Consider the following 13,817-nt stretch of genomic DNA (forward strand, 5'->3'; position numbering starts at 1 on the left):
AGGAGTTACATGCAGGCTCATAATATTAAGCTAGATGACTTAGACAAAGCTATCCTCAAAACACTGATGGAAGATGCACGTACTCCCTATGCAGAAATGGCCAAGCTATTTGAAGTGAGTCCGGCGACGATTCACGTCCGCATCGAGAAGATGAAATCTGCGGATATCATTCAGGGAACGGAGGTGATCGTTGATACCAAAAAGCTCGGTTACGACGTGTGTTGCTTTATTGGAATCAACCTTAACGCTGCGCGTGACTACCACTCAGCGTTGGAAAAACTCAATGCACTTGAGGAAGTGGTTGAAGCCTACTACACCACAGGTGCCTATAATATCTTCGTCAAGTTGATGTGTCGTTCAATTGAAGAATTGCAGTACGTACTTATCGATAAGCTGCAAGCGATTGACGAAGTGCAATCAACTGAGACGCTGATTTCGCTGCAAAACCCTATCAACCGCAACGTTAACCCATAAAAAAACTCGCCGAGGCGAGTTTTTCAATTGAGTAATCTGCTATTTTTCAGCAAGGTACTTTTTAAGATCTTCCACAGATATTCCCTGGTCAGCAATCTCTTTAGCCAGAGACTCGACCTGCTCACCTTTGCGAGACTCAATTACCTGTTGAAACTGATAAACCATATCGCGAAGAATTGGTAGTGGCACTTGTTTTGCTGCACTGCGAATGCGCTCACCACTTTGGTTACCCAATTCACTCAACAATTTACCAAACATAATTTTTTCCGGAGAATCTTCTAGTTGCTCCAGAAGACGAGCCATTTCATAAGTCGTCATTGACATCGTAGCGATTTATCCACACATCTCGATATAAGAAGCTCAAATATACATCGTTTTATTTATTTATCAAAGCTTGTCTAAGTTAATTAAGCCATCGCATGATGCCAGTCTCGGCCCTTTCTCGACCAAAGAATAGCTAACGCCGGTGCGATAATAATCATCAGTGTCGCAATCATGATCTGAGGTTCCATTCCTAAACGTTGAACCGTACCCACTACCAGACCCGAACCGCTCATCTGGAACAGACCCAACAGTGCCGCCGCTGTTCCTGCTTTGTCGCCAAATGGAGCCAGCGCTTTGCCTGCTGCTGCACCAAGAATCCATGCGAAGCCTATCGATGACATGAAAATTGGCAACATAAACGCCATTGCGGTTGCTTGGCCATTAAGCATAAGCATCACCAAACCAGCAACGATTAACGTCACAATACCTACGGTTAGTGCCATATGGGTACCGAATCGGTCCATAAACTTAGGAGCACTCATACATGCGATGATGTTTATTGCAGCATTGATTCCGAACCACATGGTGAACTCATTCATGGTTAACCCTAGGTTTTCCATCAGAACAACTGGTGCTGATGTTACATAGCCTAGGATCACTGCCATCGCTAACATGCACAAGGTCGCGTGGAAAAGAAACGAAGGTGTTTTAATAACATCTAAGTAGCGATTGAGTTTGAATACCGGCTCTTTGCTCAGTTGTGGATTTGTTTCTTTCAACCCCATCCATAACATCACTAGTACTACTACAGCAAAGCCAGCCATAAAGCTGAAGTTTGAACGCCAACCAAATTGCTGGGTTAACCAGCTACCAAGAATTGGGGCAAGTGCCGGAATAAAGCAGATAGCACCATTTAGATAGCTGATCATTTTACCGCTTTTCTGCGGACCGAATATATCGCGAACTGTTGCAAAGGCTGCTACCGATGTCGCGCACGCACCTAAGCCTTGTAGCAAACGAGAGACGAGCATCCACTCTATGTTTTGAGCACTCCACGCCAATAAAGCGCTCATCGCGTAGATACTAACCCCTCCCAATGCAACAGTTCGACGTCCTAGTTTATCTGCCAATGGACCAGCAAAAAGCTGGCCTACACCCATAGCAAATAAGAACCATGTAATTGTGTCTTGCGCTAGCGCGTGTTCCACGTGGAACGTTGATGAAATCAGTGGTAGTGCAGGTAGATAGATATCGATGGCCAAAGGGCTAAATAGCACCAGTAGTGTAAGTAGTACTAATTGACTCTTTGTTGGATCATTGTAAGTTGCCGACTGCACGTGATTCTCCGCTGCGCATGATGAAATTGCCTATATAGTAGGCTAAACTAGATATGCCTACTAATGACGTATTGTCATCAAAGTTATTCCCCCAGAGAATTACTCATGAATATAGAGAAACTTGCTCGAATTGATCTGAATTTGTTGGTTTGTTTACGGGTTCTGATCGAAGAACTCAATGTTACGCGAGCAGCACATAGGCTCTGCTTAAGTCAGTCTGCAGTCAGTAAAAATCTTGCCAAGCTAAGAGTTCAGTTTGATGACCCTCTATTTGTTCGTCACGCTCATGGATTGAAGCCAACACCAAAAGCGCTGTTTCTAAAACCGAAGCTTGAAATACTAATTAACCAACTTGAGCAGTTAACACAACCAGAGCAATTCTCACCAAGCTCGAGTGACTACCGCTATCAAATCGCTGCAGTAGAGAGTGTTTACCCTCTGATTTTGCCCCACTTTTTGCCTGAGATATTTAATCGTGCTCCCGGTGTGACCATTAGTACCCATGCCTGGTCTGAAGATACTTTTCGCCAAATTCAACGGGGCGAGATTGATTTGGGAATAACAGGCAAGGATATCGATATCAATGATGCAAAGCTCACCATGCTGCCTCCCAATGATATCTGTGAGCAGGAAATCTATCGCGATAACCAAATGTGTTTAGTACGCAAAGACCATCCCGCATTGAACCAAACCTGGAACTTAGATAACTTTTTAGCGCAACGCCATGTACAAGTGCGATGTGATGGCAATGAGCGATGGCTACTAGACTACCGTTTGGCGGACATAGGTAAAGAACGCGACATTGCCATTACTGTACCCGACTTTAATAGTGCCGCTAGCTTGTGCTCTTACACCGATTTCGTTTTTACCGCTCCCAGTCATTTCGTTAAGCTTGCCTCAAAGCAACTAGATTCAACTGTGCTTCCACTACCTATGGAATTCCCTCCTATGGCTTACACGCTGTTTTGGCACCGCGACAGAGAAAATGACCCTGCATTGTCCTGGTTACGACAAATCATTCGGGATAAAACCACAGCGCTTAGATAATTTGCAGGCTGACGGTAAAAAGAGTAGCTTATTCGCATCGTCCAATTGAGTGAATCATCGTCTAAATGGACACCCATACCAAAATGAAGGATTAACACAGATGCTAACTACTACAGAGCAGCGTTTGACTGCGATTCGACAATGGCTAGCGCAGCACAATATTGATGCCCTGCTCGTTCCACATGAAGACGAGTATTTAGGTGAATATGTTCCGGCTCATAACGAGCGTCTTCACTGGCTAACAGGTTTCACAGGTTCAGCTGGCGCAGCAGTAATTACTCAAGAGAAAGCAGCGATTTTCGTAGATGGGCGCTATACGGTTCAGGTCACTAAACAGGTACCTTCTGAGCTGTTTGAATACCGCCATTTGATCGAAGAGCCGGCTCTGGATTGGATTCAAACTCACCTTAATTCTGGTGGTTCAGTCGCAATTGACCCACGTATGCACAATTCAGCGTGGCTAGAAGCAGCTCAGTCGAAGCTGGCTGGTAAAATTGAGCTTACAATTTTAGACAGTAATCCTATCGATCAACTGTGGCACGATCGCCCAACACCTGTTATTTCAGATGTTCGTCTTATGGCAACAGAGTCTGTAGGCCAATCTAGCGAAAGTAAACGTCAGGAAATCGCACAACTTGTAACTAAAGCTGGCGGCGACGCAGCGGTTATTACCGCACTAGACTCTGTCTGTTGGCTGCTTAACGTTCGTGGTCTTGATGTATCGCGCCTACCTGTTTTGCTGTCACATGCAATCATTCATGCGGATTCAAGCGTCGAGTTCTTCCTCGATCCAGCTCGTCTTTCTGATGACTTCGCTAGCCATGTAGGCAGCGGTGTCACTGTCCACCACCCTGATTCACTTCAAGCACGAGTTGAAGCTTTATCTGGCAAGAAAGTACTGCTCGACCCATCAACGAGTAATGCGTGGTTTAAGCTAGTTCTGCAAAACTCTGGCGCAACAGTAATTAGTGCGGCAGACCCTTGTCTGATGCCAAAAGCAGCCAAGAATGAAGTCGAGATTGCAGGCATGAAAGCGTGTCATATTCGCGATGGTGTCGCGATGTGTAAATTCTTAACTTGGCTTGATGCTGAAGTCGCTGCGAATAACCTACACGATGAAGCGATTCTGTCAGATAAGCTGGAAAGCTTCAGACAGCAAGATCCATCCCTTATGGATCTGAGTTTTGACACCATCTCTGCTGCAGGTGGCAACGCTGCAATGTGTCACTACAACCATGAGAACCAACCTGAACCTGGTAAGTTAGAACTTAACACTCTTTACTTAGTCGATTCAGGTGGCCAGTACTTAGACGGTACAACAGATATCACTCGTACCGTTGCGATCGGTCAGCCAACTAATGAGATGATTAATCAATTCACTCTTGCCCTAAAAGGTCATATTGGTGTTGCCCGAGCACGTTTCCCTAAAGGTACTCGTGGTTACCAAATCGATACTTTAGCGCGTCAGCACTTATGGGCAGAAGGTTACGATTACGATCATGGTACTGGTCATGGTGTCGGTCACTTCCTAAGTGTTCACGAAGGTCCAGCAAGCATTTCTAAGAAGCAAATCGATGTCCCTATCACTAAAGGCATGGTGCTATCTAACGAACCTGGTTACTACCGTGCCGATGCATTTGGTATTCGTATCGAAAACCTTGAGCTGGTTGTCGAGACAGAAACAAATGGCGACTTCCCAGTGCTTTCGTTTGAATCACTAACTCGCTGTCCAATTGACGTACGAAACATCAATGTCGATATGCTGACTCGTCCAGAGCTTAAGTGGCTTAACGATTATCATCAAAAGGTATGGGATGACATCAGTCCACTGGTTGAAGGTGAAGTTAAACAGTGGCTAGAAACAGCAACTCAGCCATTGGCTCACTGCTAGTCTTAGCTCTTTTACTAGATAGCAAAAGGCTCTCCAATGGAGAGCCTTTTTTATATAACGAATCTAATGCGATCCTACACGTCTGGATGTTTCACGTGAAACACTACTTGCTTGTTTCTATCCGGAATACGCAGAGTGCCAATCACGCCAAACAGGGTCAAAGCCCTTAGCTCTTATCATTGACTCAACAGATGCTGCACTTCTTTCGTCACTGATTTCAAACTGCTCTAGTTCGACTTCATCCGAGGCGTATCCGCCAGGCTGAGTCTTCGAAGCCGCAGACATACTGGTAATCCCTAAAGGTAATACATTGTCTCTAAACATTGGTGACTCACGTGTGGATAGAGACAACTCTACTTCAGGGTTTAGTAGACGATAAGCACATATCAACTGAACCAGTTGTTTGTCTGTCATCACGGACTTAGGTTGTAACAGGTTGTTCGAACTTTCCCCTTCACATGGACGTAAGCGAGGAAATGAAATCGAATATCTTGTCTGCCAATAGGTGCGTTCTAGATACTCCAGATGAGCTGCAACATAGAAGCAGTCCGTGCGCCACTCATCCAATCCTATCAAAGCGCCAATGCCAATTTTGTCGATTCCTGCCCTAGCTAACCTGTCTGGAGTATCAAGACGATAGTCAAAATCCATCTTGTTGCCCCTCAGGTGGTGTCGAGCATAAGTAGAAGGATTATAAGTTTCCTGATAGACCATCACAGCATCTAAGCCGAGTGTTTTTAGCTCCGCGTAATCCTGCTGATTTAAAGGCTGAACTTCCATCGCGAGATAATTGAATTGCTGCTTTATCAGCGGCACCATTTCGCGGAAGTAATTCATCCCAACCTTAGTTTCATGCTCACCGGTTACAAGCAATACACTGTCGAACTTCATCTCCTTGATTGCTTTAACCTCATCCTCGACTTCTTGCTTGTTTAGCGTCCTGCGCTTGATGCGGTTCTCCATCGAGAACCCGCAATAGGTACACGCATTGGCACACAAGTTAGAGAGATAAAGAGGAATATAGAGCGACATCGTATTGCCGAAACGATTACGGGTGGCTGAGTAAGAAAGCTGTGCCATCTGCTCAAGATAAGGTTCAGCTGCGGGAGAAATCAGAGCCTTAAAATCTTCAAGGTTACGCTTTGGTTTACTGAGGGCAACTTCCACATCTTGAGCTGTTTTGGCATAAATAGACATAGATATATCATGCCAATTTAGTTGCTTAAACTGTTCAACAAAACTCATTTGTTTCCCCTGTGGTTACGACATCTCATCGAGGAACGAGGTCAATGGACTGGAAGCTACGGCATAATTTACCCTGCCTGCCAACCCGGCTTCATACGCCATACGTCCGGACTCAACTGCCATTTTGAACGCACGTGCCATAGCGACAGGATCGCTTGATGATGCGATTGCTGTGTTTACAAGTACCGCATCAGCACCCATTTCCATTGCACGAGCAGCGTGCGAAGGTGCGCCTATACCAGCGTCAACAACGACAGGCACATTAGCTTGATCAATAATAATTTCCAGGAAATCCTGAGAAACCACACCCTTGTTTGTTCCTATTGGAGCGCCAAGAGGCATGACCGCCGCACAACCAACTTCTTCCAGACGCTTACATAAAACTGGATCAGCATGGCAGTATGGCAGAACAACAAAGCCATCTTTTACCAGTTGCTCAGCCGCGGCCAAGGTCTCAATAGGATCGGGCATCAGGTATTTTGGGTCGGGGTGAATCTCCAGCTTAAGCCAATTGGTCGCCAAAGCTTCTCGCGCAAGATGAGCTGCAAAAATGGCGTCCTTTGCAGTCTTTGCCCCTGAAGTGTTGGGCAACAGATTGACTCCGGCAGCTATTAGGGGCTGCAAAATATCATCTTGCTGATCATTAACGTCAACACGTTTTAATGCCATGGTAGCCAGTTGTGAACAGGATGCCTTAATCGCTTTCGCCATTAAGTCACTATTAGAGAATTTGCCTGTACCGGTAAAAAGACGCGACTCAAATTGTTTATCTGCTATCTTGAGCATACTGTTAACCCCCTGCTATCGCTTGAAACAGGGAGATGCTGTCACCCTCAATGAGCATAGTGCTATTCCATTCACTGCGTGGCACTACCTGATTGTTGATTGCAAAAACATAGCCTGTATCAGCCAAAGAAAACTGGTCAATAATCGATTGTAAGTTACTACCCAAAGGCACTTGCTGTGGTGCATCATTAATAGCGATTACTATTTTCTTGCTGCTAGAGTGAACGTCAGAGCATTGCGACTCGGATGTTTGAAGTGATGAATTCATAATGGTTTCTCGCATAAGTAATTAGCGTCTTGTTCGCTAGTTCCACACACCGAACAATGACTATCTTGACTAATCGCCAGAGTTTTCCACTCAAGGGTTAAGCCGTTGAACAGATGAAGCATCTCTGTAGCTACGATAAATTGCCCAGTGGCGAGTAACTGAATTGCGGCGATGGCTTGATAGTTTCCAAGCGTGCCGACAACAGGACCGAGTACTCCGCTATCGCTGCATTTGCTCGCTTGCTTAAGCTCGTTAAACGGAAAGAGACACCGGTAGCATGCGTTAGCTTTACTCTCACCATCACGGTAATCAAAGACACTGAACTGTCCCTGCCAGCCAATCGCTGCTGCTGTAATTAGTGGTGTATTCTGTTCAAAACAAACTTGATTAACCATTTGTCTGGTTGGCATGTTGTCGCTGCAGTCGAGAACAACATCTGCAAGCATAACTTCAAGCTCCAGCTGCGGTTTATCCATGCGCTTGTCTAGAGTTCTGATTCTTGTATCGGGATTAACGGCCAATAGCTGGTCAGACGCGGCGGTGGTTTTTAGCTGTCCAATCTGGTTTTGGCGATAGATGATTTGTCTCTGTAGATTGCTTGCTTCCACTTTATCATCATCAACGATAACCAACTTTCCAACACCTGCAGATGCCAGGTACAAACTGGCTGCACTTCCTAAACCACCACAACCTATGATTAAGACATGCGCGTTGTTTAGGTCACGTTGGCCAGATTCGCCAATTTCAGGTAGAGCAATCTGGCGCTGATATCGAACAAATGCCTGATCACTAAGCATGCTCAATCACCTCCTTATGCTCTGTTGCACCAATCAAATTGCTGCCCATAAGTTGATTAAAAAACTCAATCACTTGCTGTGGTGATTTAGCTAAGGTTATTGCTCGAACTACCGCTAAACTAGTAACCCCACATTGCCAAACCTCGTCAGCATTTGACTGATCGATTCCACCAATCGCCACAGTAGGAACGCCGGTCCTATCCCCGTAAGGAATGCTGTCTATCAATTTCTGGTACAAAGCTAACCTAACTACCCCCTGAGGCTGTGAAGGCATCTGTTTGGTGGTAGTGGGAAAGATATGCCCTAAGGCAATGTAACTAGGAGAAATTTGAACGATGCGCAGTAGCTCGTAATATCCATGGGTGGATAAACCTAAGCAGATCCCCGCATGATTAAGTTGGCTCAAGTTTGATTGTTCTATGTCTTCCTGACCTAGATGTACACCAAACGCGCCATGTTTAATCGCGAGCTGCCAATAGTCATTGATGAACACCTGAGCATTATGCTGGCGCCCCAAATCAATCGCCTTCTTTATCTGCTGTTCTAAATCATCCTGATCAGGATTCTTGATACGTAGCTGAATAGTCGTTACTCCCATCGGAAGTAACCGCTCTATCCAATCAACATCATCAACTACCGGATATAAGCCCAGACTGGATTCAGATAAGGTCTCAAACGGGGATAGATCGCGCCCCGCATGCCAACCAACTTTGATGCCGATTCTGTTATCTTCTAGTACTGGTGTTGGAAAGTCACTGTATTGGGCAGGCCAAGCGTCAACGATTCTCCATGCGCGAGAAGAAAGTGTTTCACGTGAAACACTCTTAGCAGATGCCTGCATCGCTCTCGCCAGTGTTAGTGAATCCTCTAAAGGGAAATCTAATGCTAGCAGCGTAAGCACCCAGCAAAGATGATACTCTGGAGCAGTATTAGCACAGCTGTCCAATAGGACAGATAAAGCCCTTACCTCGTTCGTCGATGGGTGACGCCAGATATCAAACTGCGAATAATCTCTATCCCTCTGAGTAGAATCGACATCTTGGATACCAATAAATATTGCGTTACGCGTTTGCTGAAGATAGTGTTCGACTAAGATATTTGAGCGATATACAAAAACATAATCAGCCAAATCTAAGGCTCTTTCTTCAACATTTAAGTCGGTCGATATACTTGTTATCTGCTGGCCTTGAACAAGTTGAATCAACTGAGTTGGGCTCACGCCCAACTCAATAGAATCGATACTAAAACCCTGCTCCTTTGCCAACAACAAACATTGCTGAACATCCCCCGTCAGTTCGACATATGACGAGGGTAATAGGATTTTAGTCACTACTCGGCTACCTCAGGTTGAACCGCTGGGTGGTATAACTCTGAGCCTGTAGAACGAAACTCTTCAGATTTCTGACGCATTCCTTCCAGTGGGTCATCAAGCATTTTGATTGATATTGCTTGATCGGCAGCTACCTGTTCAGTGTCCTTAGCGTACTCGCGAACTTCCTGTGAGATCTTCATAGAACAGAACTTAGGACCACACATAGAACAGAAGTGAGCAACCTTGCCCGACTCTTGTGGCAGAGTTTCATCGTGGAAAGCACGAGCAGTATCTGGGTCAAGAGCCAAGTTAAATTGGTCTTCCCAGCGGAACTCAAAACGAGCTTTTGATAGTGCGTTATCACGAACCTGAGCACCAGGATGGCCTTTTGCTAAATCAGCCGCGTGCGCTGCAAGCTTATAAGTGATCATCCCTGTCTTAACATCTTCTTTATTAGGTAAGCCCAAGTGCTCTTTTGGTGTGACGTAACAGAGCATCGCACATCCATACCAACCGATCATCGCAGCACCTATACCTGAAGTAATATGGTCATATCCAGGGGCGATATCTGTTGTAAGCGGACCAAGGGTATAAAAAGGCGCTTCATGACAGTGCTCTAACTGCTCTTCCATGTTCTCTTTGATCATGTGCATTGGAACATGACCCGGACCTTCAATGATTACCTGAACATCGTATTCCCAGGCGATCTTAGTCAGTTCACCAAGAGTACGTAACTCTGCAAACTGCGCTTCATCATTGGCATCAGCAACAGAGCCAGGGCGAAGACCATCACCTAGTGAAAGCGCGACGTCGTACTTAGCACAGATTTCACATATCTCTCGGAAATTGGTGTACAGGAAACTCTCTTGGTGATGAGCCAGACACCACTTCGCGATAATAGATCCACCACGAGAAACAATGCCTGTAACACGCTTAGCTGTCATTGGTACATAACGAAGTAACAAGCCGGCGTGAATAGTAAAGTAGTCTACCCCCTGCTCTGCTTGCTCAATTAACGTATCGCGCATCACTTCCCAGTTGAGGTTTTCAGCAATACCATTAACTTTTTCCAACGCCTGATACATAGGAACCGTACCAATCGGCACGGGGCTGTTGCGAAGAATCCATTCGCGGGTTTCGTGGATATTACGACCTGTAGACAGATCCATCACTGTATCGCCACCCCAGCGAGTCGCCCATACCAGCTTTTCTACTTCCTCTTCAATTGAAGAAGTCACCGAGGAGTTACCTATATTGGCGTTGACCTTAACCAAGAAGTTACGGCCGATAATCATAGGTTCAGATTCTGGGTGGTTGATGTTTGATGGAATGATCGCACGACCCTGAGCCACTTCATCACGAACGAACTCAGCGGTAATATCCTTTGGTAGATTGGCACCAAAGCTCTGTCCCGGGTGCTGTTGGTTTAACACCTCATCACGATACTTTGCGCGTCCCATATTTTCACGTAGTGCGATGTACTCCATTTCAGGAGTAATGACTCCTTTACGTGCATAGTGAAGCTGAGTAACACATTGACCTTGTTTAGCGCGTCGAATACGAGGAAGGTTTCCATAACGAAGGTCATCTAAAGTTTCATCTTCTAATCGCTGTTTCGTGTATACCGAGCTTACATCGTCTAGTACTTCAGTATCGCTACGTTCTGCAATCCAGGCCTCTCTAAGCTTTGGCAGGCCGTTATATAGATCAATCTCATGGTTGGGGTCAGTATAGACACCGGAAGTGTCATAGACGCGCACTGGCTCATTGGGCTCGAAGATTGGCTCTTCTTTGCTACCACCGACAAGGCTGTCAGCAAGTGCGATTTCACGCATCGGTACCTGAATATCAGGGCGAGAGCCCTCTACATACACTTTTTGAGAATTAGGATACGGTTGGACAGACAGCGTATCGATGAATTGTTTAGCTTCCAGTCTCGCTTGTTTGCGATTCGACATAGCATTTTTCCTTGCTTGTTATTCTAGATAAAAAGATTTTGGATAAAAATGCTTGGCGGAAAGATGCGACAAGAGGTATCGAAAACAGTAGTAAATATATAACTGTTTGCAGGTTCGATATTTGATAAAAGACCAGCATGATACTGGTATAGATATCTTCTCTTGTTCCCTTCGCAGATTCTAATCTGATCAGGTTCAACGGATCCCGAATTAACGGTCTCAGCCTTAAGGCACTCCGACAAGTGAACTGAGTATATAAAATCGGCTTGGTTAAACCAAGCCGACCTGTTCAATAAATGTTAAGTTAAATGAGTGAATAAATTTTAATCATCAGCTCTTTATAAGAAGCTGAAAACCGATCCAGGCCGCTGAAATACTTAACACTACGTTGAGCAGTACATTGAGACCCATCTTGAAAAATGCACCCTGCTGCATCAGAAGTACGTTATCCATAGAGAAAGTGGAGAAGGTCGTCAGAGCTCCGAGAAAACCAAGCCCGATAATTTGGCGCCAAGGCTCTGTAGCGATCAACTCATTCTCAAACGCGGCAATCAACAAACCCATAATAAAAGAACCAACCACGTTAACAGTTAGCGTCCCGTAAGGAAAACCTCGACCTAGCAACACAACACATAATTCTGATATCAGATATCGAGAGCATGCACCGAAAGCACCACCGATTGCGATAAAACCAAGAATAGAAAGTTGACCCATAACTCCCCCTAGATAAATTTCTGGTTGTTATTGTAGCGTTCAGTGGCAAATAATCGACAAAAATTCATGACTCTAATATCAAACAAAGTTTGAAATTAAAAAAGTTACAGGAGTCACTTTACTTCTATATATCCCATCAAACCAGTTTTCATATGCTCAATAACATGACAGTGGTACATCCAACGACCAGGATTGTCGGCAACAAAAGCTGCTTTCGCACTGCCGTTTTTTCCAAGTAGCACAGTATCAGTATGGAACGGTTCAGCAACGCTCTTACCATCAAGCTCCAGAACAGTGAAGGTATGACCGTGTATATGAATTGGATGGTGGTACTGGGTGACGTTCTTGAGATTAAAAATATAAGTCTTACCAAGCTCAAGTGTCGCAAGAGGTGCAGGAATATTATCTTTGCTCATCCCCTCCCAAGCGCGCTTATTGGTTAACCAAAATTTAGGCACCGACTTACCATCACTTCCAACAGGTGTCACTGCACCTTCCCATTCAAAGAGAAAATCAATTTGTAGAGCATTGTGTAAGTCTAGTTTTGCCACAGGGTTGAGAGGAATAGTCGGGATCACAGCGTGATCGGGCAGATCAGAATGGATCACATCAAAAGCGCATAACGGAAAAGGAAAGCGTCCTTTCATCTGACGCACGTAAACACGCTCTCCTTGCTTTGGAGCAATAAAAGCGATATCAACCCTCATCCCTGGCCCTATCTTATGCTGAGAGAGCTTATAGGGAGTTTTTATAGGGTTTCCATCAATAGCAACGACCCATGCGTCAACCCCTTCAACAACAATAGGATAAGTTATCGTGTTATCAACGTTAGCAATACGCAGTCGTGTTGTCGCGTTAGCCTTAAGAGTATAAGTAGGTTCATGAACACCGTTAACACTACTCCATTCTCCCGGCGTACCCATACGGGCACTAAGACGCGGGATCATTAAGTCTTTCCACTGACCTTGCTTATCCAAATGCCAGTGTTTCAACATCAGGTCGTGTTCTTCATCGAACTTAACAGGTTCTCTCTCTTCGACAATTATCAGGCCAACCAGCCCCATCCCTAATTGCTTAACACTATTCATATGTGGGTGGTACCAGAATGTTCCCGCATCGGGAGGAGTAAAACGATACACGAATGTTTCGCCAGGCATGATTGGCGGCTGACTTAAGAAAGGAACACCATCCATTTCAATAGGAATACGTAGCCCATGCCAATGAATCGTGGTTGGCTCGGCAAGTTTGTTGGTAAAACGTATCACTACCTCCTCTCCTTGACGACAACGAATCGTAGGAGCTGGGATTTGACCATTAAATCCAAGAACTTTGGTTTGATAACCAGGAACTAGCTCAGCTGTAGCAGGCTCGGCCGTCAAATCATAAACATATCGACCTTGAGCATCTTTAGACTGAGTGACTGTACAAGCGGGAAGAACAGCAAGAGCCGAAATAGCCAGAGAAGATTGGAGAAACTGACGACGAGAAATTTCCATAGTAACTGCCTTATGAACTGAATTAGCAATAACATAACAAATTAATAAGAATTATTCTCAATAAAATAATCAGTATGGGAGTTAAGAAAGATGAAGAGATTCGAACTCCCGACACGTACATTCATTTGGTATCAGCGGAATCCGCTGCTTTGCGAATTAGCATTAAACCTGCGCATTGCAGAAAGCAAAAAGGCCCTAGTCTTTCAACTAGAGCCTTCTTAAGTATGG

At 45.0% G+C, this 13,817-nt stretch carries 13 protein-coding genes and 1 riboswitch; of the genes, 3 read left to right on the forward strand and 10 right to left on the reverse strand.

The features are described from left to right. The first annotated feature begins 9 nt into the window (after positions 1-9). Positions 10-474, forward strand: a complete 465-nt coding sequence (asnC, locus tag RH46_RS10735; RefSeq protein ID WP_006879463.1) for a transcriptional regulator AsnC — start codon at positions 10-12, stop codon at positions 472-474. A gap of 39 nt (positions 475-513) precedes the next feature. Here the strand turns inward: asnC and tsrA are convergent, their stop codons facing one another. Together tsrA and RH46_RS10745 are read right to left on the reverse strand one after the other, a co-directional pair. Next, the gene (gene tsrA, locus RH46_RS10740; RefSeq protein WP_006879464.1) at positions 514-798 is read right to left on the reverse strand and encodes an H-NS-like global regulator TsrA; all 285 of its coding nucleotides are present in this window, start codon (positions 796-798) and stop codon (positions 514-516) included. A gap of 83 nt (positions 799-881) precedes the next feature. Then, the gene (locus RH46_RS10745; RefSeq protein WP_006879465.1) at positions 882-2,075 is read right to left on the reverse strand and encodes a multidrug effflux MFS transporter; all 1,194 of its coding nucleotides are present in this window, start codon (positions 2,073-2,075) and stop codon (positions 882-884) included. 105 nt (positions 2,076-2,180) lie between these two features. On the opposite strand from RH46_RS10745, the gene RH46_RS10750 reads away from it, so the two are divergent. Next, positions 2,181-3,122 (forward strand): LysR substrate-binding domain-containing protein, encoded by a 942-nt coding sequence (locus tag RH46_RS10750; RefSeq protein ID WP_006879466.1) that lies wholly within the window; start codon positions 2,181-2,183, stop codon positions 3,120-3,122. Positions 3,123-3,222: 100 nt separating this feature from the next. Beyond that, positions 3,223-5,013: an aminopeptidase P family protein gene (locus RH46_RS10755; protein WP_006879467.1), complete on the forward strand. Its 1,791-nt coding sequence runs from the start codon at positions 3,223-3,225 to the stop codon at positions 5,011-5,013. Between the two features lie 117 nt (positions 5,014-5,130). Here the strand turns inward: RH46_RS10755 and thiH are convergent, their stop codons facing one another. The 8 genes from thiH to RH46_RS10795 form a co-directional block, all read right to left on the reverse strand. Beyond that, positions 5,131-6,258: a 2-iminoacetate synthase ThiH gene (gene thiH / locus RH46_RS10760; RefSeq protein WP_006879468.1), complete on the reverse strand. Its 1,128-nt coding sequence runs from the start codon at positions 6,256-6,258 to the stop codon at positions 5,131-5,133. Positions 6,259-6,273: 15 nt separating this feature from the next. Continuing rightward, on the reverse strand, positions 6,274-7,044 hold the full coding sequence (locus RH46_RS10765) for a thiazole synthase (RefSeq protein ID WP_006879469.1): 771 nt from the start codon (positions 7,042-7,044) through the stop codon (positions 6,274-6,276). 4 nt (positions 7,045-7,048) lie between these two features. Beyond that, positions 7,049-7,312 (reverse strand): sulfur carrier protein ThiS, encoded by a 264-nt coding sequence (gene thiS, locus RH46_RS10770; RefSeq protein ID WP_006879470.1) that lies wholly within the window; start codon positions 7,310-7,312, stop codon positions 7,049-7,051. Further along, positions 7,309-8,109, reverse strand: coding sequence for a HesA/MoeB/ThiF family protein (locus RH46_RS10775; protein ID WP_006879471.1), 801 nt, complete (start codon positions 8,107-8,109; stop codon positions 7,309-7,311). The genes thiS and RH46_RS10775 overlap by 4 nt, the downstream gene beginning before the upstream one ends. Beyond that, a complete protein-coding gene (locus RH46_RS10780) occupies positions 8,102-9,439 on the reverse strand; it encodes a thiamine phosphate synthase (protein ID WP_006879472.1) in 1,338 nt (445 codons plus the stop codon). Before RH46_RS10780 ends, RH46_RS10775 begins: the two co-directional genes overlap by 8 nt. Further along, positions 9,439-11,379 carry a phosphomethylpyrimidine synthase ThiC gene (gene thiC / locus RH46_RS10785; protein WP_006879473.1) on the reverse strand — a complete coding sequence of 647 codons (1,941 nt, stop codon included), beginning with the start codon at positions 11,377-11,379 and terminating at the stop codon, positions 9,439-9,441. Before thiC ends, RH46_RS10780 begins: the two co-directional genes overlap by 1 nt. Positions 11,380-11,528: 149 nt before the next feature. Continuing rightward, a riboswitch (TPP riboswitch) is annotated at positions 11,529-11,627 on the reverse strand. Positions 11,628-11,709: 82 nt separating this feature from the next. Further along, positions 11,710-12,093: a fluoride efflux transporter CrcB gene (crcB, locus tag RH46_RS10790; protein ID WP_006879474.1), complete on the reverse strand. Its 384-nt coding sequence runs from the start codon at positions 12,091-12,093 to the stop codon at positions 11,710-11,712. Between the two features lie 113 nt (positions 12,094-12,206). After that, a complete protein-coding gene (locus tag RH46_RS10795; protein WP_006879475.1) occupies positions 12,207-13,589 on the reverse strand; it encodes a multicopper oxidase family protein in 1,383 nt (460 codons plus the stop codon). Positions 13,590-13,817 lie beyond the last annotated feature (228 nt).

This window comes from Vibrio brasiliensis LMG 20546 (assembly GCF_000189255.1).
Lineage (GTDB): Bacteria > Pseudomonadota > Gammaproteobacteria > Enterobacterales > Vibrionaceae > Vibrio > Vibrio brasiliensis.